The sequence below is a fragment of the Streptomyces sp. P9(2023) genome (assembly GCF_032436795.1).
Taxonomy (GTDB): Bacteria; Actinomycetota; Actinomycetes; order Streptomycetales; family Streptomycetaceae; genus Streptomyces.
Genome location: NZ_JAUPWM010000049.1, coordinates 31,708 through 50,975, shown reverse-complemented (window position 1 = coordinate 50,975; position 19,268 = coordinate 31,708). Strand labels below are relative to the sequence as shown.

The following is a 19,268-nucleotide window of genomic DNA, read 5'->3' as shown; positions in this document are numbered from 1 at the left end:
CGCGGCGCTTCTTCCCGTCCAGCTCGTCCCACCACTCGTCCGACTGCGGATCCCCGGACGGGTCGTCCCACCAGCGGTCCTCCGGGCCCCGCCGGTTCGCGATCATCGCGGCGACCGGCGGGATGACCATGGCGACGACGCACATCCCGATGGCCACGGGCATCGAGAACAACCGCACGACGGCCCAGGCCCCGACGAAGAGCGCAATGCAGGCGCCCATCATCCAGAAGTAGACGTGCCGCCGACGCGCGTACATACGTCCAGCGTAGGCCCGCCCGGCGCCAAGTCCAGCCGGGCTTCGTCGCTTCTGGATCAGTCGGTCCGCAGCGGGCGCACCATCACCGCGTACATGGGTGAGTCGTCGGAGGGCTTGGCCTCGTCCTGCTTCACGTAGCCCCACTTCTCGTACAGGGCCTGCACCCTGGAGTGGGTGGAGTCGACGAGGAGCGTCACGAAGTCGACGTCGGCCGATTGAACCAGCGCGTCATGGATATGCCGTGCCCGGCCGGTGCCCTGCCACTGGGGCACCACCATCAGCTCGGACAGGGCGAAGATCCGCCCGCGCACGCCCCCGGGCCGATCCGTTCCCTTCCACCAGCCGCCCGGTTTGAACTTCGAACCGTACGCGTACCCGACCGGCCCACCGCTCTCCCACCCGGAAACGCACCGCCAGTCCTCACGCCCTGACCACAGGTCGACGAAGTACGAGAACCTCTCCCGCGAGTGGAATGGATCGGGATCATCCGCGTACACCTCATCGTGTATGTCCAGGAGCAGGGAACGGACATCCCGTGCGTCACCGTGCGTGTACCACTTCAGGTCCATCGGCGTGACTCCTCGATCCAGCTCACAACCTCGGGCGCCTTCGTGCCCGTGGCCTCGATGACTTGGCGCGTTCTGGCAAGCGTGTTCGTCGCGCGCTGGGACCCCGACGCCGGCAGCAGCATTTCGTAAGCCTGCCGTCCGGTTGCGCACGCCAGTGCCACCTCCCCCTGCCTTGCCTGGCACAGCGACAGGTGCGCCGTGTAGAGCGCCGTATCGCGGACCATGTCGCCGGGAATGGCGGCGAGGGTACGGTGAAGGCAGGACTCGGCCCGCTCGTGCTCCCCGAGCGCCGTCCAGACGTACGACGACAGGGCGTCGAACTCGGCCCGGCCGTAGAACGCGATCCACGCCGGCGGCCGCTCACCTCGGGTCCGTCCGAAAGCCCTCTCCGCGAGGTTCAAGGCCCGCAGCGACTCCACGGGCTGGCGCAGCCTGGCCGAGGCGTTGGCGTGCCGCATGTGCCCCAGCGATGCGTACAACGGGTCACGCCGTGCCACCGACGAGCGCTTCATCACCTCCGCACCGGCCGCCGCCTCGGCATGGTTCTCCCGCTGGCTGGAGGTGAGCATCAGATGATCCCAGACCCGGTACATGGTCTCGCTGTCGCGCGCGAGGCCGGCGAGGGTGAGAGCCGTATCCAGGTGGGCGCGGGCGCGCTGCGGCGCGCTCGCGTCAATGGCGGCGAAGGCCGCCAGGCACGTGACGTCGGATGCGAGCCTGTACATCTGACGCCGAACGCGGTCCGAGGCGCCGCCGGCGGCGAGCGAGGACTGGATGCGAGCCGCGAGCTCGACGGCCTTGTTCTCGGTCCGCCGCGCTCCGCCGCGTCGGTCATCGCGCAGCAGTTCGGTGTACTCCCGGTGAAACCGGTCGACATCGGGCTGTCCCAGCTGCGAGCGGCCGGCCGGGGTGGCAGCGGCGACGGCAGTCCCGGTCGCTGCGACAAGGAAGGTACGGCGGTGCACTGGGCCCTCCGCTTGTGCGGCAGTACGTGGTGGGTCGAACCCTAAAGCCGACACGGGGCAACCGAACACCGCTTCCAACGCAGCGCAGGTGCGACCGATCGGCCTGCGGGTGCTCCCGTTGAGCAGATTCCGCACCGTCCGCGCGGACACATCACCCGGCTTACCCCCGAGCGCTTCGAGGGCGACATTCATCTGACGTGCTAATTCGTCCTGTGTGAGGCCGAGTTCGCCCATCCGGGCTTTGAGGATGACGTTCGCTCCCATGCCACGGAACGTAGCCAGGTCCGTACTGGCCGAACCAGCCGCCGGGTAATACGGACGCAAAGTCTTCCGGTTGGCTGCGAGCAGGTCGACGGCAACCCTTCCTGTCCGCCGCCGCCACAAGGTCGTTGACTTGTCATGCGCCCCCGGAGGGCGAAGGACCCCCCGGGCGGCTCCCGCCGATGCGCGGGCCGCGCCGTGCCCCGTCCGAACTGCGGCCCGCTATTGCCCCGTCCGAGAGGAGCGACCACGTGACAACCTCCGAACTGCCACGCAGGAACCCTGGTGCCAGCGGCCGTACGTACACGCCGCCGGAGCCCCGGCCGGGTGCGCCGAGCCGAGCTCTGCGGGTACGGGCGGCCAGCGGCTGGGAGAAGTTCATGCGCCGCAACGAGACCTGGCGGGAGACGAAGACGTGAACCCTGTCGGCCACGACGGATACGAGGAGCACCCGCTCCTGAACACAAGCGTCCGCGACGTCGCCTCGCGCGGGGAGGGTGTTCTCGTCGCCGTCACGCACGAGCTCCACAGCCACGGCACGGTCCGGGTCGCGCACATCCGGCCCGAGAGTGGCGTCGAGTGGACGACCTCAGCCGACAACATCCAGACCGCTCACCTCTGAGCCGGTGTCCACGGATCGCCTTCCGCACTCCACCGGCGCGGACGGAGAAGACCGAAGGGCCGCACCTCAAGTTCCGAGCGGCGTCCAACCCCCAGAAAAGGTGCGGCCCTTCGGCCGGTAGGCGGGGCTTCACGCTGCGCCGGACTCCGGCGGCCGGAGGCCGGCGCAGCGGCGCGAAGCCCGTGAGGCGCCCCCGCGCCGAGCGGTGCGAGGGGCGCGTCGGGAAATCAGACCGCGATCGCGACCTCCGCGAGGCCGCCCTTCTGGGCCACGACCTGGCGGTCGGCGGTGCCGCCGGGGACCAGGGCGCGGACGGTCCACGTGCCCTCGGCCGCGTAGAAGCGGAACTGGCCGGTGGCGGAGGTCGGGACCTCGGCCGTGAACTCGCCGGTCGAGTCCAGGAGGCGTACGTAACCGGTGACGGGCTCGCCGTCCTTGGTCACGAAGCCCTGGATGGTGGTCTCACCGGGCTTGATCGTCGAGGCGTCGGGGCCGCCGGGCTGGGCTCCACACATGTCTTGAGTCCTTACGTCCGTTTGCGTCCGGGTGGTCTTACTTGTTGGCGCCGAGCTCGATCGGCACACCCACGAGGGAGCCGTACTCGGTCCACGAGCCGTCGTAGTTCTTGACGTTCTCGACGCCGAGCAGCTCGTGCAGCACGAACCAGGTCAGCGCGGAGCGCTCACCGATACGGCAGTACGCGATGGTGTCCTTCGCCAGGTCGACCTGCTCGTCCTCGTAGAGGGCCTTGAGCTCGTCGTCCGACTTGAAGGTGCCGTCGTCGTTGGCGTTCTTCGACCACGGGATGTTGCGGGCGCTCGGCACGTGGCCGGGGCGCTGCGACTGCTCCTGCGGGAGGTGCGCCGGGGCCAGCAGCTTGCCGCTGAACTCGTCGGGCGAACGGACGTCCACCAGGTTCTGGGCGCCGATCGCGGCCACGACATCGTCGCGGAACGCGCGGATGGAGGAGTCCTGGGCCTTGGCCTTGTACTCGGTGGCCGGGCGGGCCGGAACCTCGGCGACGAGGTCGCGGGAGTCGAGCTCCCACTTCTTGCGGCCGCCGTCGAGGAGCTTCACGTCCTGGTGGCCGTAGAGCTTGAAGTACCAATAGGCGTAGGAGGCGAACCAGTTGTTGTTGCCGCCGTAGAGGACGACCGTGGTGTCGTTCGCGATGCCCTTCGCCGAGAGGAGCTTCTCGAAGCCCTCCTGGTCGATGAAGTCGCGGCGGACCGGGTCCTGCAGGTCCTTGGTCCAGTCGATCCGGATCGCGTTGCGGATGTGGTTCTTCTCGTACGCCGAGGTGTCCTCGTCGACCTCGACGACGGCCACCTGCGGGTTGTCGAGGTTCGCCTCGACCCAGTCTGCGTCGACCAGGACGTCGCTGCGGCTCATGTGTTTCTCCTCCGGGGCAGTGTTCGGCGGTGTGATGCGGTGCTGCGGGTGTCGCACGGGGTGGTGCGGGTACGCGTCGGTGCGTGGTGCGTACGGCTACACAGGGTGGCCCCGACCGGAGGTCGAAGGGCCTGAGGAATACGGGACTCGGACGTCCCGCTCAGACGGAGCGACAGAGCATGGCGGCGATGCGGCACAGGTCTACTGCCCGCCGCTTCGTGAGATCCGCCTGTCGCTTCATGCCCACGATCGTAGGGACGGACAGGTGGCCGTGTCACCGGTGTGTCGTATTTTGAGACGCGATCGTCCGAGATGTGGGACGGGGTCGAGGGTGAAGGGGGTGGCGAGGGTGTTGTGGATGGGTGGTGGCGTGGTGTTTCTACGGGTCGGACGCGGGTGTCTCACCATGTGGCCGTACAGGTGTCCAGGCGACGTCGTCGGCCTCCCGCCCGCCCCACAGTGGTCCGCGCCGCCTCCAGGCTCCCGCCGTACGGGGCCCGCACGCCTCGGGGCTCCCGCCGTACGCGGCCCACGCGCCTCCGGGCTCCCGGCCGTACGGGTGCCACCGGTGCCGTCAGCCCCCAGGGACGCCCGTGCCCGTCCGTGCCCGACCGAGCCCGTCAAGCCCGCCCGGGCCCGTCCCTGCCCGTCAGCCCGCCAGGGCCACGTCCGTGCCCGTTACCGCGATCGCCACGCCGTCCTCGCGGGCCTCGACCTTCTGTAGCTCCAGGCCGGGCGGCAGGCCGCCGATCTCGCGGTCGAAGTCGGTCCGCCGGCGGATCAGGGACTCCAGGCCCGGGATCCCCTCGCCCGGCACCGCGTCGGCCCGGACCCTGATCGTGTCGCCGTCGACCAGCGTCACCGACGAGACCACGCTGCGCGTCACCGTGCGGCCGAGGATCTCGATCCCGCCGGTGACCTTCACCTTGCCGTCGCCGCCGTAGGCGATCTTCACGTCACGGTCCGCGGCCGCCGTCAGGTCCGCGTACGAGATCAGCGCCGTCCCCGTCGCCGAGCGGGCCCGGGCGCTCGTGAACGCGTCGTTCACCGTCACGTCCCGCAGCGCCGCGGACATCTCGCTGATCCGGATCTTCCGGTCGCCCGCCGTGGCCTCGACGCCGGTCAGCACCACCTCGACCTCGTCGAGCCGCTTGCCCATGACCTGGGTCAGGAAGGGGAAACCCTTGATGTCGACGTCCGTCGAGGCGGCCCGCGCGGGGCCAAGGCGCACCCGGTCGGCGGCCTCGGACTCGGCGTACGAGACGGCGAGCCGGTCCACGCCCACGAAGATCCCGCCGAGCACGACGGCCACAATCAGCAATACGCGCAGTGCTCGCACGGTCTGCTCGCCCCCCAACAAGAATGACTCCGGCCCCCCGACACGAAGATCGACGTGTCCTGGGGCCGGATGGTTCCCGAGCGCCTGTTCCAAGGGGCGAAGGCCCGTCAGGCGAGCGCCCGCCCCAGGAGGTAGACGGCCGGGGCGGCGAGGGTCAACGGGAGGGCCACACCGGCGGTCATGTGCACGAAGCGCGACGGGTAGTCGTAGCTCGCGGCCCGCAGGCCGACCAGCGCGCCCACCCCGGCCCCGAGGCCGAGCAGGGCCCCGGAGGAGCCCAGGTCGGTGAGGGCGCCGGCCGCGATCCCGGCGCCCGCGGCGGCGAGAAGGGCCACGACGACCGAGGCCGGGCCCGGCAGCGGCAGTGCGCGTGCGACGACGGCCGCGGCGACCGCGAGGCCGCCGACGACCACGGCGTCCGGCGCGGCGCCGAGGTGGCCCGCCGCGACGATCGTCAGCGCGGCCGAGGTGACCGTCGCCATCAGCCCGTACATCCGCTCGTCGGGATCCGCGTGGCTGCGCAGCTGGAGGACGAGCGTGAGCAGCACCCAGACGCCGAGCGTGCCCATGATCGCGGCGGGCGCGTTCTCCCGGCCGGCCGCGAGCAGCGCGACGTCGGCGGCCAGGCCGCCGGCGAAGGCCAGGGCGATGCCCTGCCGAGCCGGCCACATGCCGTTGAGCCGGAACCAGCCGGCGGCGGTGACGGCCTGGAGCAGCACGAGCGGGACGAGCAGCCCGTACGGACCGAGGGCCGCGCCCCCGGCGAGCAGGACACCGAGAGCGGCGGTGAGCGCGGCCGGCTGGAGCCCGGGCGCGATGATCGGCGACCGGCCCTCCGCCCGCGCCCGCTGGGCGTCCGTCAGTCGCGTGTGACCGGAGGTGGTGGGCGACGTCCACTCGGGCCCGGCGGGCGCCGCCACCGGGGCCGCGGGGGTCTCGTACGCCTCCGGCGGCAGCGGATACGCCGGCTGCGGCGGCAGGTACGCCGCGTCCGCCGCGAGCGGCTGGGGCTGAGCCTGGACCACCGGCTGGTACTGCGTGTCCCAGGTCTGGCCCTCCCACGTCTGCGTGACGTGAGGGTCCTCGTACCCGTACGACTGCTGCCCCTGCGCCTGCCCCTGCCCGTACTGCTGCTGGTGCTGCCGCTGGTGCTGCCCGGCGTACGGGTCGTACGGGCCCTGCTGCTCGTACGGCTGTTGCTGATCGCTGCTCATGCTGTGCGGTTCACCCTCCTGCGAACGGCGGGAGCACCTCGACCGTGCCGCCCTCGGCAAGGCGTACGGTCTCATGCGCGCGGGTCCCGACGGGGTCACCGTCGATGAGGAACGAACACCGCTGGAGTACGCGGACCAGCTCGCCCGGGTGCTTCGCGCGGGCGGCGTCCAGCGCCTCGGCCAGGTTCTCGGCGGTGTACGGCTCCTCGGCGACACCGGCGGCGGCCTTGGCCGCGGCCCAGTAGCGGATGGTTCCCGCTGCCATAGCGGCGCTCCCTTCGTTCGTGTGCGCGCCGCTGTCCATCATGGGCTATCCGCGCGTGAGCCAGTCGCCCAGACGGCGCAGCAGCTCCTCGCCCGCCGCGTTCTCGGCGTGCCCCATGCCGCGCTCCAGCCACAGCTCGCAGCCGGCCGCCGCGGCCAGCATCCGCGGGTGGTCGAGCGGGAAGTACGGGTCGCGGTCACCGTGCACGATCAGCAGCGGGGTCGGCGCGATCAGCGGGGCCGCCTCGACCGGCGACAGCGGTACGGGGTCCCAGTCCCGGTTGTCGATGCGCGTCCGCAGGCCGTAGCGGCCGACCAGGCGGCCCATCGGGCGGGTGATCACCCAGTGGACGCGGCGCATCGGGGGCGTACCGCGGTAGTACCAGCGCGCCGGGGCGCTCACCGCCGCGACGGCGTCCGCGTGACCGCCGGTGTCCCGCTCCAGGGCCGCGTGGCGCAGGACGATCGAGCCGCCCATGGAGAAGCCGACCGTCGCCACGCGCGCGTGGCCGAGCTCACGGGCCCAGCGCACCGCCGCCGCGAGGTCGAGGACCTCCCGGTCGCCGACGGTGGAGCGGCCACCCGATCGGCCGTGTCCCCGGAAGGAGAAGGTGACGACGGCGGCGTGTGCGGAGAGTGTGCGGGCGGCGCGGCGCACGGCGGGCCGGTCGGCCGACCCGGTGAACCCGTGGGCCAGGACGACGGCCGTATCGGTGACCCCGCGCGTACAGGGTTCGTAAACAGCTTCGATACGGACACCGTCGTCGGTGACCAAAGTGGCACGCTGGGAGCCGGAAGTGATCGAGGAGACATCCACGATGTGAAATCGGCCCTCTGCCTCGGAACTCATGTGAGCTATTCTGCTTGGCAGAGGATCCGGGCGATGCAGCCCCCGGGTCCTTTTGCGTTTCCGGACCGTTGTTACGGACGGATGAACAAAAGCTCTCAGGGCGCGAGAGCCGGTAGTGAGACCGAGCAGTGAGCAAGTGCCGCAGTAGTCCTCGCAGGGACCGAGGAGGAACCGACGTCATGGACGAGCGAACCGAGCACGACCGACCGACGACCCAGGCGGCCCAGCCGACCCAGTCGACTCAGCCGATCCAGTCGACCCCGTGGGCGGCAGGTGGGGTGCGATGAGTTCTCTGCTGCTCCTCACCAACGCCCTCCAGCCGTCGACCGAGGTGCTCCCCGCACTCGGCCTGCTGCTGCACAACGTGCGGGTGGCCCCCGCCGAGGGCCCGGCCCTCGTGGACACCCCCGGCGCGGACGTCATCCTCGTCGACGGCCGGCGCGACCTCCCCCAGGTCCGCAGCCTCTGTCAGCTGCTGCGCTCCACCGGGCCCGGCTGCCCGCTGATCCTCGTCGTCACGGAGGGCGGCCTGGCGGCCGTCACCGCCGACTGGGGCATCGACGACGTACTGCTCGACACCGCAGGTCCCGCCGAGGTCGAGGCGCGGCTGCGGCTCGCCATGGGGCGGCAGCAGATCGTGTCCGACGACTCCCCCATGGAGATCCGCAACGGCGATCTCTCGGTGGACGAGGCGACGTACAGCGCCAAGCTGAAGGGCCGGGTCCTGGACCTGACCTTCAAGGAGTTCGAGCTCCTGAAGTACCTCGCGCAGCACCCGGGCCGGGTCTTCACCCGCGCCCAGCTCCTCCAGGAGGTCTGGGGGTACGACTACTTCGGTGGCACCCGTACGGTCGACGTCCACGTACGGCGACTTCGCGCCAAGCTCGGACCCGAGCACGAGTCGCTGATCGGCACCGTCCGTAACGTCGGCTACCGCTTCGTCACCCCCGAGAAGGTGGAGCGGGCGGCAGCGGAGGAGCGGGCGAAGGAAGAGGCCCGGGTCAAGGCCACCACGCGGGACATCACCCCCTCGGAGGACAGGAACGTGGCAGAGGCCACAGCGCGACCTGCCGGTAGGTAGGTCACCCCGCGTAGACTGCCGCGCGTGGCCAAGGTGACGCGGGATGACGTAGCGCGACTGGCGGGTACTTCGACCGCGGTCGTGAGTTACGTCATCAACAACGGACCCCGGCCGGTCGCCCCGGCCACGCGCGAGCGTGTCCTCGCCGCCATCAAGGAGCTGGGCTACCGCCCCGACCGGGTGGCCCAGGCGATGGCGTCCCGCCGTACGGATCTCATAGGCATGATCGTCCCGGACGCGCGCCAGCCGTTCTTCGGCGAGATGGCGCACGCTGTCGAACAGGCGGCCGCCGAGCGCGGCAAGATGGTCCTGGTCGGCAATTCGGACTACCGGGACGAGCGCGAGGTGCACTACCTCCGCGCCTTCCTCGGGATGCGGGTCTCCGGGCTGATCCTGGTCAGCCAGGGCATGAGCGAGCGGGCCGCGACCGAGATCGAGGCCTGGGACGCGCGCGTGGTGCTGCTGCACGAGCGGCCCGAGGCACTGGACGACGTGGCCGTCGTCACGGACGACATCGGCGGCGCGCAGCTCGCCACCCGGCACCTCCTGGAGCACGGGCACGACTATGTGGCGTGTCTCGGCGGCGTGCCGAACACCCCGGCGGTCGGCGACCCGGTCGCGGACCACGTGGAGGGCTGGCGGCGGGCGATGCTGGAGTCCGGGCGGTCGGTCGAGGGCCGGCTCTTCGAGGCTCCGTACAACCGCTACGACGCGTACCAGGTCGCCCTGAAGCTGCTCTCCGGCCCGGACAGGCCGCCGGCCATCTTCTGCTCCACCGACGACCAGGCCTTCGGCGTGCTGCGGGCGGCCCGCGAGCTGCGGATCGACGTGCCGACGGAGCTGGCGGTGGCGGGCTTCGACGACGTGAAGGAGGCGGCGCTGACGGACCCGCCGCTGACGACGATCTCCTCGGACCGCCCGGCGATGGCCCGGGCGGCGGTCGATCTCGTCCTGGACGACTCGCTGCGGGTGGCGGGGTCGAAGCGCGAGCGGGTGAAGCAGTTCCCGTCGGCGCTGGTGGTCCGCCGGTCCTGCGGCTGCCACGGCTAAGGCTTTATATAGGGCATACGGGCTTCTGTCGGGCTTCTCAGGTCGTCCTCAGCGTGCTCTCATCTACGGCTCCGAGAGTCGTAGCCATGACGGACTACCCGCAGCAGCCGCAGCAGCCGTACTACCCGCCGCAGCCCCCGCGTCCCCCGTACGACCCCACGCAGCCGGTCACGACCGACCCGGGTACGACGATCTGGCCGTCCGGCGGTCACGTACCTCCGACCCCCGTCGCTCCCCCGCCCGCGCCCCGTCGGCGAGCCAAGCGAGGGGTCGGTCTCCTCGCCGCCGTCGCGATCGCCGCGGCGGCGATCGGTGGCGGTACCGCCACGCTGCTGCAGCAGCAGCTCACGGACGAGGGCACCCCTACGGCTCGCGGCGTCAGCGGTACGAACGTCTCCACGAGCAGCAAGGGGACGGTCGCCGGGGTGGCCGAGGCGGTCTCGCCGTCGATCGTCGAAATCTCGGCGACCTCGAACTCCGGCAAGTCCACCGGTTCCGGTGTGATCATCACGGGCGACGGCGAGATCGTCACCAACAACCACGTGATCTCCGGGGCCTCCTCGATCAGCGTGCAGCTGTCGAACGGCAGGTCCTACGAGGCGAAGGTCGTCGGCACCGACCCCGACAAGGACCTCGCCCTGATCAAGCTGGAGGGCGCGTCCGGGCTGGAGGCGGCCACGCTCGGGAACTCCGACAACGTGAAGGTCGGCGACGAGGTCGTGGCGATCGGCTCCCCCGAGGGCCTGACCGGCACCGTCACCAGCGGCATCGTCTCCGCGCTCGACCGCGATGTGACGGTCGCCAAGGACGAGAGCCAGGGCGGCCAGGGCCAGGACCGGCAGCAGCCGCAGTACGACCCGCGGCAGGGCTGGCCCTTCGAGTTCGGTGGGCAGGAGTTCAACGGCGACACCGGCACGTCGAAGACGACGTACAAGGCGCTCCAGACGGACGCCTCGCTCAACCCGGGGAATTCCGGCGGCGCGCTGATCAATATGAACGGCGAGATCATCGGGATCAATTCGGCGATGTATTCGCCGAGTTCTTCGAACGGTTCTTCGGCCGGCAGCGTCGGCCTCGGATTCGCCATCCCGGTGAACACCCTCAAGGCCGATCTGGACAGCCTCCGGGACGGCGGTTCGAACTGAACGCGTGCGAGGCTGGGCCCATGACTGGCCCGGAGAACGCAGGCGACCGCATCCTCATCGTCGACGACGAGCCCGCCGTACGCGAGGCGCTGCGCCGCAGCCTCGCCTTCGAGGGGTACGGGACGGCGGAGGCCGTCGACGGGGTCGACGCGCTCGCCCGCGTGGAGTCGTACGCCCCCGATCTGGTCGTGCTCGACGTGCAGATGCCCCGGATGGACGGGCTGACGGCGGCGCGCCGGATCCGGGCGTCCGGCTCGACCGTGCCGATCCTGATGCTGACCGCGCGGGACACCGTCGGCGACCGGGTGACGGGGCTCGACGCGGGCGCCGACGACTATCTGGTGAAGCCGTTCGAGCTGGACGAGCTGTTCGCCCGGATCCGGGCGCTGCTGCGGCGCCGCTCGTACGCGAGCGCCGCCGGGGCGCCGGCCGAGGACGGTGACGTGCTGAGCTTCGGGGACCTGCGGATGGACCTGGCGACGCGCGAGGTGACGCGGGCCGGGCGGGCGGTGGAGCTGACGCGCACCGAGTTCACGCTGCTTGAGATGTTCCTGGCGCACCCGCGCCAGGTGCTGACCCGTGAGCAGATCCTGAAGGCGGTCTGGGGCTTCGACTTCGAGCCGAGCTCGAACTCGCTCGACGTGTACGTGATGTATCTGCGGCGGAAGACGGAGGCGGGCGGCGAACCCCGCCTGGTGCACACGGTGCGGGGCGTGGGGTACGTCCTGCGCGGCGGAGGTCCGGAGTGAGTGGTCCTGTCACCTGGTTCCGGTCGCGGCCGCTGCGGTCCCGGCTTGCACTGCTCACGGCGACGGCGGTCGCGGTGGCGGTCGCGGCGGTCTCGCTGGCCTGCTGGTTCGTGACGCGGGCGCAGCTGGAGGCGGAGCTGGACTCCTCGCTGCGCAGCAGCCGGCTGGACGCGCGGTCGGTGCAGGCGCTGCTCGCGACGTGCCAGGACCAGAGCGATCGGCCGGTCCCGACGGCCGGCTCGTACACGGTGCAGATCGTCCTGGCGAACGGGACGGTCTGCTCGTCCGGGGCGTCCCCGGTGCCCGCGCAGGAGAGCGACCTGGCGGTGGCGCGCGGCCAGTTGCCGTACACGCTGCACACGACGAACGCCGACGACGGCACCGAGATGCGGGTGTACACGTACGCCGCGCAGGAGGGTCCGATCGCGCTCGCGGTGTCGGTGGCCCGGCCGCTGTCCGAGGTCGACAACTCGATGGCCACGCTGCGCTGGGTGCTGCTCCTGGTCTCCGGGATCGGGGTCGTCGGGGCGGGCGCGGCCGGGCTGTGGGTGGCGCGGACCGGGCTCGAACCGGTGAACCGGCTGACGGGCGCGGTGGAGCACGTGGCTGCGACGGAGGATCTGACGGTGCGGATCCCGGCCGAGGGCGAGGACGAGATCGCGCGGCTCTCGCGCTCCTTCAACGCGATGACGGCCGCGCTGGCCGTGTCCCGGGACCGGCAGGCGCAGCTGATCGCGGACGCGGGGCACGAGCTGCGGACGCCGCTGACCTCACTCCGTACCAACATCGAGCTGCTCGCCCGCAGCGAGGAGACGGGGCGTGCGCTGCCGCCGGAGGACCGGCGGGCGCTGATGGCCTCGGTGAAGGCGCAGATGACGGAGCTGGCGGCGCTGATCGGCGACCTCCAGGAGCTGGCCCGCCCGGACGCGGCGCAGCCGGGACCCCTGGAAGTCGTACCGCTCCACACGATCCTGCGCTCGGCGCTGGACCGGGCGCGGCTGCGCGGTCCGGAGCTGACGTTCGTCACGGACCTGGCGCCCTGGTACGTCCGGGCGGAGCCGGCGGCCCTGGAGCGGGCCCTGGTGAACGTCCTGGACAACGCGGTGAAGTTCTCGCCGGCCCGGGGCACGGTCGAGGTGACCCTGATGCGCGGCGAGCTGACGGTCCGCGACCACGGCCCGGGCATCGCCCCCGAGGAACTCCCGCACGTCTTCGACCGCTTCTGGCGCTCCCCCTCGGCCCGCAGCCTGCCGGGCTCGGGCCTTGGCCTGTCGATCGTGGCCCGCACGGTCCAGCAGGCGGGCGGCACGGTGACCCTGAATGCGGCGAAGGACGGCGGCACGACGGCGGTCCTACGACTGCCGGGCGCGCCGACGCCCCCGCCCCCGTCAGTTGTGGCGGATGAGGGACTCGACCAGGCCTGAGCGGGTGTTGGGGTAGTCCATCACCGTGATTCCGAGGCCCTTCCAGCCGTTCGCCGTGCCGTCGAGGAAGCTGTGGACGCGCGGGTTGAGGTTGTCGGAGTTCCAGCGCGGCGGCAGGGATGCGGACGTGCTGACGAAGTTGATGTACAGCTTGCCCGGCTGCTCGACGGCCTTGCGGAAGTGGGCCTCGATCTGGGGGTACTTGGCGTTCGGCAGGGCGTTCCAGTCGTCCTGGAGCGCGATGGCCCCGCCGTCCCACCACTTGAGGCCGGGCAGGCCGCCGTTGTCGGCGATGAGGACGACCTTGCCGCGGGCCTCGCCGAGGGAGGGGACCGAGTCGCCGATACGGAAGAGGGAGCGCCAGCCCCGGTTGTCGAGGTAGTCGTTGAAGATCGCGCCGAAGGTGGCGTCGGAGTCCGACGAGTACTCCTGCTTGACCCGCATGAGGACGGTCTCGGAGGGGCGCGCGGACAGGAAGTCGCGGCAGGCGACCAGGACGTCGCCGAACATCATGTTCTGGTAGGACGCGCCGTGGTGGATGGCGAAGGAGCCGCCGGTGACCCGGCAGCGGACGTCGAGGAAGCGGATTCCGGCGGCGAGCTGCTGCGCGATGGTCGTGTTCTGGCACTCGGACCAGGGGCCGCCGAAGCGGGCGCCCGAGTCGTGCGTGCCGGGGATGGTGAGCCGCTGGAGCGGGGTGGAATCGCCGTGGCCGGCCATCCAGTCCTGGGTCGTGAGCGCCCGCGCGGGCGGGGCTCCGACCAGCAGGACGGCGCCGGCCGCCGCGGCACCCGTGAGGAATCGTCGTCGGTCCATGACCCGGAGTATGACGGGTACGCGTCAAACAACACCAGGGGTTCCGGGTTACGCGAAAGGGGCGGCGGACCGTCGAAACGATCCGCCGCCCCCACCCGGTTCTGCGTGACTACTTCACGACCGTGATCCGGCCCGTCGCCGGCGGGGCCAGCGGCGCGCTCGCGGAGGAGTGCGCCCCCAGGTAGCCGGTGAACAGGTCCAGGTCGGACGCGCCGACCAGCTTGTTCTTGTGCTCCTTCAGGACGGGGAAGCCGTCACCGCCACCGGCCAGGAACTCGTTCATCGCGACCCGATAGGTCTTCGCCGGGTCGATCGCGTCGCCGTTCAGCTTCACCGAGGACGTCACGATCCGGTCGGCGCCGGTCTTCGTCATGTCCAGCGTGTACGTGAAGCCCTTCGACACCTGGAGGATCTTCGGCGCCGCCTGGTTCGGGCCGCTGACCTGCTGCTGGAGCGCCGTGATGAGCTGCGCTCCGGTCAGGTCGACCGCCGTCATCATGTTGGTGAACGGCTGGACCGTGTACGCCTCGCCGTAGGTCACCACACCGTCGCCCTCACCGGCCGACGCCTTGTGCACCAGCGGCGCGCGCACGCCACCCGGGTTCATCAGCGCCAGCTGCGCGCCGCCCTTGTCGGCCGGGGCCATGCCCTCCAGCTGCGCGTCGGCGATCAGGTTGCCGAGCGGCCTCTCGGGCGCGTCGATGGGGTTGTCGACGTCACCGGAGATGTAACCGACGGGACGGCTCGCGATCGGGGCGGCCAGCGTCTTCCAGCGGTCGATCAGCCGGGTCATGTCCTGGGCCTTCGGCACGTCACGGGTGACGACGTGGTTCGCGGAGGAGACGGCCGTACGGACGATGTCCTTCGAGCGACGGTCGTACGTGAGCGTCGTGTCGGTGTACAGCTTGCCGAACGAGGCCGCCGAGGTGACCGTACGCGGCTTGCCCGACGGGTCCGGGATCGTGCACGCGTACGCCTGGTGCGTGTGGCCGGTGACCAGCGCGTCGACCTGCGGGCTGACCTTCTTCGCGATGTCCACGATCGGGCCCGAGATGCCGTCGCCGGGACCCGGGCTGTCGCAGTTGTAGTTGTACGAGCCCGAGGCGGGCATGCCGCCTTCGTGCAGCAGCGCGACGATCGACTTGACGCCCTTGCGCTCCAGGACCTTGGTGTACTTGTTGATCGTCTCGATCTCGTCGCCGAACTTCAGGCCCTTGATGCCCTCGGCGGAGACGACGCCGCCGGTGCCCTCCAGGGTCACGCCGATGAAGCCGACCTTGACCCCGTTGCGCTCCCAGATGAAGTACGGGTCGAGCATCGGGCGGCCGGACTTCTCGTCGGTCACGTTGGCCGCGAGGTAGGGGAAGTTCGCCCCCTTGAAGCGCTTGCCCTCCTCGAAGCAGCCGGCGGTCGGGTGGCAGCCGCCGTTCTGCATCCGGGCCAGCTCGCGGGCGCCCTCGTCGAACTCGTGGTTGCCGACCGAGCTCACGTCGAGCTTCAGCCGGTTCATCGCCTCGACGGTCGGCTCGTCCTGGAAGAGCCCGGAGACCAGCGGGGAGGCGCCGATCATGTCGCCCGCGGCGGCGGTGACGGAGTACGGGTTGTCCTGACGCGCCTGGCGCAGGTGCGTGGCCAGGTACTCGACGCCACCGGCGTCGATCGTCTTCGTCGTGCCGTCCTCGTTGGTGTGGGTGACCCGGCCCGCCGAGCCGGTCGGCGGCTCCAGGTTGCCGTGCAGGTCGTTGAAGGAGAGCAGCTGCACGTCGGCATAGCGCCCGTACCCGTGTCCCTGGCCGTCGCGGTCGCCCTTGGTGCCCGAGGCGCCCGCGGGCAGCGCGACGACGAGCGCGCCGACGGTGGCGAGCCCCGCGCCGACGGCGAGTATCCGCCCCGCTGTCCTCTTCTTCTTCGGTGTCGCTGCCATCGTTCCCCTTGTCCCCGCGCCCCTCAGGGGCGCCAACTCGACTGCTGACCAGCCAGCGCAGCCTAGAGTCAACGCGCGTAGCGCAACAGGGGGTGCCGGGTTACAACTAGGTTGATTCCGTAGGCTCGGGAGCATGACTCCTGACGCGGCACCGGCCATCGAACCCGGCCGGCAGATCCACACTCTCGACGAGCTCTCGCCCGAGCAGGTGAGTGACGTCCTCGACCTGCTGGAGGCGGCCGACCGCACCGACGGCGTCCACGCCGTGTCCGAGCAGGGCCGGCTCTATCTGCGGCACGGCAGTCGCGAGGGCGTACGGCACTTCCTGCTCACCGTCGGCTCGAACCTCTACGGCTACGCGCAGCTGGAGGACACCGACCCGGTGGAGGCCCCGGCGGCCGAGCTGGTGGTCCACCCCTCGCACCGCGGCCGGGGCCACGGGCGGGCGCTCGGCAGCGCGCTGCTCGCCGCCTCGGGCAAGCGGCTGCGGGTGTGGGCGCACGGCGGGAAGTCGGCGGCCCGGCACCTGGCCCAGGTGCTCGGGCTGACCCTGTTCCGCGAACTGCGCCAGCTGCGCCGCCCCTTGGTGCCGCTCGACGTCGCCGAGCCCGTACTGCCCGAGGGTGTCACCGTCCGTACGTTCGTGCCCGGCCAGGACGACGCGGCGTGGCTGGCGGTCAACGCGGCGGCCTTCGCCCACCACCCCGAGCAGGGCTCGCTCACCCAGCGCGACCTGGACGACCGGATGTCCGAGCCGTGGTTCGACCCGAAGGGATTCTTCCTCGCGGAGAAGGACGGGCGGCTCGTCGGCTTCCACTGGACCAAGACCCACGCGGAGGACCAGCTCGGCGAGGTGTACGTGCTCGGGATCCTGCCCGACGCGCAGGGCGGCGGCCTCGGCAAGGCGCTGACGGCGATCGGCCTGCGGTACCTGGCGGCGCAGGGGCTGCCGACGGCGATGCTGTACGTGGACGGGGACAACACGGCGGCGCTGCGGGTGTACGAGGGGATGGGCTTCGCCACGCACGAGGTGGACCTGATGTACCGCACGGAGTCGTGAACTAGCCGGTAGAGAGGGGGCGGTTGACATCGCCCCCTCTCTTGCACCACCCTTTCACTACTTGATTAGTGAAAGGGTGGTGAAGGGGAACATGCTCGAGTACCGGATCGACCGGCGCAGCGGGGTCGCCACCTACCTCCAGATCGTCCAGCAGACCGAACAGGCCCTCCGGATGGGCCTGTTGGAGCCCGGCGACCAGCTGCCGACCGCGCGCGAGGTGGTCGAGACGACGGCCATCAACCCGAACACGGTCCTCAAGGCCTACCGCGAGCTGGAGCGCGCCGGCCTCGTCGAGGCCCGCCGTGGCCTGGGCACGTTCGTCCGCGCGACGCTCGGAGCCGCCCCCGCCGAGTCGCCCCTGCGGGGCGAACTCGCCGACTGGGCGCGCCGGGCCCGCGCGGACGGCCTGGAGCGCGAGGACGTGGCCGCGCTCTTCACTTCCGTACTGAAGGAATTCTTCGAGGGGGACGCATGACCAGTGGTACGGCCCTGAGCACCGAGGGCCTCGGCAAGCGGTACGGCGGGCGGGGCGGCGGCGGGTGGGCCTTGCGGGACTGTACGTTCGCGCTCCCCACCGGCCGGGTCTGCGCGCTCGTCGGCCCCAACGGCGCGGGCAAGTCGACCCTCCTGGCCCTCGCGGCGGGCCTGCTCAAGCCCACCGAGGGCACGATCCAGGCCCCCGCCCGCGAGCGCCTCGCGTACGTCGCCCAGGACAAGCCGCTCTACCCGCAGCTCACGGTCGCCGACACGCTCAGGATGGGCCGCGAGCTCAACCCCGACAGCTGGGACGGGTCCGTCGCGGACCGGATCATCAAGGCCGGCCCCCTGGACCCCCGGGCCCGGATCCGCACCCTGTCGGGCGGCCAGCGCACCCGCGTCGCCCTCGCCCTGGCCCTCGGCAAGCGCCCGGAACTCCTGCTCCTGGACGAGCCGATGGCCGACCTCGACCCGCTGGCCCGCCACGAACTCATGGGCCTGCTGATGGCGGACGCCGCCGAGCGCGGTACGACGGTCGTGATGTCCTCGCACATCCTCACCGAGCTGGACGGCGCCTGCGACCACCTGCTCCTCGTGGACGACGGCCACGTCCGCCTCGACGGCGCGATCGACGACCTGCTCGCCGCGCACGTGCTGCTCCGCGGCCCGGTCGCCGACCTGGCCCCGCACACGGTCGTCGACTCCCGCACGACGGGCCGCCAGCTGACGGCCCTGGTCCGCCGGGAGGGCCGCGTCGAGGGCCCGTGGGAAGCCACGCAACCCACCCTGGAGGACCTCCTCCTCGCCCACCTCCGCGCCGCGAAAACCCCCGAAGGAGCCTCCGCGTGACCACGATCAGCCTGAAGGGCCCGTACTGGGTGACGGTCCGCCAGCACCGGCGGGTGCTGATCCTCGCGGCCGCCGCCGTGGCACTGAGCCTGGTGTCCATGGCCTGGCTCCGTTACTGGGACTCCCGCACGGTCGGCCTCGACCGGGACCACGGTCACGCGCTGCTGCGCGCCGGCATGGACTGGGCCGCCACCGGGTTCCTCTTCGTGCCGCTGCTCGTCGGCGGTTTCGTGGCGGGCCCGTTGATCGCCCGCGAGCTGGAATCGGGGACGTACAAGCTCGCCCTGACCCAGTCCGTCACGCCGAGCCGCTGGCTGGCGTCGAAGCTGCTGGTGGCGGGCGCGGTGACGCTCGCCGGCACGCTCGTGCTGGTCGGCACGTTCCGGCTCGGCTGGGGCAACGTCGGGAGCAGCTACCGGTTCCAGTGGTACGACCAGGGCGTCTTCGAGGCCTCCGGGCCCGTCCTCGTCGCCTACGGCCTGCTCGCCCTGGCCGTCGGCGCCGTGCTCGGCCAGCTGATCCGCCGTACCGTCGTCGCCATGGCCGCGGCCGGCGCCGTCACCGGTGTCGTCCTGCTGGTCCTGAGCACGCTCCGCTGGGACTGGCTGGCCGTCCGGACCGCCACCGCACCGTTCACGTCGGGCAACAGCGCCATGGCCCTCGTGCCCGCGGACGCGCGGCTGGCGGACACCGGGCTGCTCACCAGCTCCGGCGAACGCCTGGAGGGCTGGTTCTGCGCCGAGCCCTTCGACCCCGCCCTCTGCCGGGACGACGTGACCGTCGCCAGCTACTTCGCGGACTACCAGCCGGCCTCGTACTACTGGCCCCTCCAGCTCATCGAGACCGGCATCGTGCTGGCCCTGGCCGCCCTCGCCCTCCTCGCCGCCTTCCGGATCCTCCGCACCCGCCACGGATAACCGCCCCCGCGCGCCCCGCCCCCATAGCCGGGGCGCGCCCCGAG

General features: G+C 71.4%; 22 protein-coding genes. 11 read left to right on the top strand and 11 right to left on the bottom strand.

Annotated features, from left to right (window positions below; genetic code table 11):
• The 3 genes from Q5762_RS34190 to Q5762_RS34180 all read right to left on the bottom strand — a co-directional run.
• On the bottom strand, positions 1-256 hold a 256-nt coding region (locus tag Q5762_RS34190; protein ID WP_315896200.1), incomplete at its 3' end, for a DUF3099 domain-containing protein.
• A gap of 56 nt (positions 257-312) precedes the next feature.
• Complete coding sequence (locus Q5762_RS34185; protein WP_315896199.1) at positions 313-825, bottom strand: GNAT family N-acetyltransferase; 513 nt, start codon at positions 823-825, stop codon at positions 313-315.
• Positions 816-2,054 carry a helix-turn-helix transcriptional regulator gene (locus tag Q5762_RS34180; protein WP_315896198.1) on the bottom strand — a complete coding sequence of 413 codons (1,239 nt, stop codon included), beginning with the start codon at positions 2,052-2,054 and terminating at the stop codon, positions 816-818. Before Q5762_RS34180 ends, Q5762_RS34185 begins: the two co-directional genes overlap by 10 nt.
• A 248-nt stretch (positions 2,055-2,302) precedes the next feature.
• Between Q5762_RS34180 and Q5762_RS34175 the strand changes: the two genes are divergently transcribed.
• Positions 2,303-2,470 (top strand): hypothetical protein, encoded by a 168-nt coding sequence (locus tag Q5762_RS34175; protein WP_315896197.1) that lies wholly within the window; start codon positions 2,303-2,305, stop codon positions 2,468-2,470.
• Positions 2,467-2,673 carry a hypothetical protein gene (locus tag Q5762_RS34170; protein ID WP_315896196.1) on the top strand — a complete coding sequence of 69 codons (207 nt, stop codon included), beginning with the start codon at positions 2,467-2,469 and terminating at the stop codon, positions 2,671-2,673. The genes Q5762_RS34175 and Q5762_RS34170 overlap by 4 nt, the downstream gene beginning before the upstream one ends.
• A 227-nt stretch (positions 2,674-2,900) precedes the next feature.
• On the opposite strand, the gene Q5762_RS34165 is transcribed toward Q5762_RS34170, so the two are convergent.
• From Q5762_RS34165 to Q5762_RS34140, 6 genes are all read right to left on the bottom strand, one after another.
• Entirely contained in the window at positions 2,901-3,188 is a 288-nt protein-coding gene (locus Q5762_RS34165) for a DUF1416 domain-containing protein (RefSeq protein ID WP_017242395.1), read from the bottom strand.
• Between the two features lie 37 nt (positions 3,189-3,225).
• Positions 3,226-4,065: a sulfurtransferase gene (locus Q5762_RS34160; protein ID WP_315896195.1), complete on the bottom strand. Its 840-nt coding sequence runs from the start codon at positions 4,063-4,065 to the stop codon at positions 3,226-3,228.
• Between the two features lie 649 nt (positions 4,066-4,714).
• Positions 4,715-5,404 (bottom strand): DUF2993 domain-containing protein, encoded by a 690-nt coding sequence (locus tag Q5762_RS34155; RefSeq protein WP_315896194.1) that lies wholly within the window; start codon positions 5,402-5,404, stop codon positions 4,715-4,717.
• 107 nt (positions 5,405-5,511) lie between these two features.
• Positions 5,512-6,618, bottom strand: coding sequence for a hypothetical protein (locus tag Q5762_RS34150; protein ID WP_315896193.1), 1,107 nt, complete (start codon positions 6,616-6,618; stop codon positions 5,512-5,514).
• A 10-nt stretch (positions 6,619-6,628) separates the two neighbouring features.
• Complete coding sequence (locus Q5762_RS34145; protein WP_315896192.1) at positions 6,629-6,883, bottom strand: MoaD/ThiS family protein; 255 nt, start codon at positions 6,881-6,883, stop codon at positions 6,629-6,631.
• A gap of 45 nt (positions 6,884-6,928) precedes the next feature.
• On the bottom strand, positions 6,929-7,732 hold the full coding sequence (locus Q5762_RS34140; RefSeq protein WP_315896191.1) for an alpha/beta fold hydrolase: 804 nt from the start codon (positions 7,730-7,732) through the stop codon (positions 6,929-6,931).
• 283 nt (positions 7,733-8,015) lie between these two features.
• Between Q5762_RS34140 and Q5762_RS34135 the strand changes: the two genes are divergently transcribed.
• The 5 genes from Q5762_RS34135 (at position 8,016) to Q5762_RS34115 (ending at position 13,181) form a co-directional block, all read left to right on the top strand.
• Positions 8,016-8,813: a response regulator transcription factor gene (locus Q5762_RS34135; protein ID WP_315896190.1), complete on the top strand. Its 798-nt coding sequence runs from the start codon at positions 8,016-8,018 to the stop codon at positions 8,811-8,813.
• A gap of 24 nt (positions 8,814-8,837) precedes the next feature.
• Positions 8,838-9,863: a LacI family DNA-binding transcriptional regulator gene (locus Q5762_RS34130; protein WP_315896189.1), complete on the top strand. Its 1,026-nt coding sequence runs from the start codon at positions 8,838-8,840 to the stop codon at positions 9,861-9,863.
• Between the two features lie 86 nt (positions 9,864-9,949).
• Positions 9,950-11,008: a trypsin-like peptidase domain-containing protein gene (locus tag Q5762_RS34125; protein ID WP_315896188.1), complete on the top strand. Its 1,059-nt coding sequence runs from the start codon at positions 9,950-9,952 to the stop codon at positions 11,006-11,008.
• A 20-nt stretch (positions 11,009-11,028) separates the two neighbouring features.
• A complete protein-coding gene (locus Q5762_RS34120) occupies positions 11,029-11,757 on the top strand; it encodes a response regulator transcription factor (protein WP_315896187.1) in 729 nt (242 codons plus the stop codon).
• Positions 11,754-13,181 carry a HAMP domain-containing sensor histidine kinase gene (locus Q5762_RS34115; RefSeq protein WP_315896186.1) on the top strand — a complete coding sequence of 476 codons (1,428 nt, stop codon included), beginning with the start codon at positions 11,754-11,756 and terminating at the stop codon, positions 13,179-13,181. Before Q5762_RS34120 ends, Q5762_RS34115 begins: the two co-directional genes overlap by 4 nt.
• On the opposite strand, the gene Q5762_RS34110 is transcribed toward Q5762_RS34115, so the two are convergent.
• Together Q5762_RS34110 and Q5762_RS34105 are read right to left on the bottom strand one after the other, a co-directional pair.
• The gene (locus Q5762_RS34110) at positions 13,146-13,997 is read right to left on the bottom strand and encodes a phosphatidylinositol-specific phospholipase C (RefSeq protein ID WP_315896185.1); all 852 of its coding nucleotides are present in this window, start codon (positions 13,995-13,997) and stop codon (positions 13,146-13,148) included. The two genes, Q5762_RS34115 and Q5762_RS34110, sit on opposite strands and share 36 nt — an antisense overlap.
• Positions 13,998-14,106: 109 nt before the next feature.
• Entirely contained in the window at positions 14,107-15,921 is a 1,815-nt protein-coding gene (locus Q5762_RS34105) for a bifunctional metallophosphatase/5'-nucleotidase (protein WP_315896184.1), read from the bottom strand.
• 133 nt (positions 15,922-16,054) lie between these two features.
• Here Q5762_RS34105 and mshD point away from each other — a divergent pair, with 133 nt between their 5' ends.
• The 4 genes from mshD to Q5762_RS34085 all read left to right on the top strand — a co-directional run bounded on the left by mshD (position 16,055) and on the right by Q5762_RS34085 (position 19,224).
• Complete coding sequence (gene mshD, locus Q5762_RS34100) at positions 16,055-16,981, top strand: mycothiol synthase (protein WP_315896183.1); 927 nt, start codon at positions 16,055-16,057, stop codon at positions 16,979-16,981.
• Positions 16,982-17,072: 91 nt separating this feature from the next.
• Positions 17,073-17,456, top strand: a complete 384-nt coding sequence (locus Q5762_RS34095; protein ID WP_315896182.1) for a GntR family transcriptional regulator — start codon at positions 17,073-17,075, stop codon at positions 17,454-17,456.
• Complete coding sequence (locus Q5762_RS34090; protein ID WP_315896181.1) at positions 17,453-18,307, top strand: ABC transporter ATP-binding protein; 855 nt, start codon at positions 17,453-17,455, stop codon at positions 18,305-18,307. The genes Q5762_RS34095 and Q5762_RS34090 overlap by 4 nt, the downstream gene beginning before the upstream one ends.
• Positions 18,304-19,224 carry an ABC transporter permease subunit gene (locus tag Q5762_RS34085; RefSeq protein WP_315896180.1) on the top strand — a complete coding sequence of 307 codons (921 nt, stop codon included), beginning with the start codon at positions 18,304-18,306 and terminating at the stop codon, positions 19,222-19,224. The genes Q5762_RS34090 and Q5762_RS34085 overlap by 4 nt, the downstream gene beginning before the upstream one ends.
• Positions 19,225-19,268: the final 44 nt, after the last annotated feature.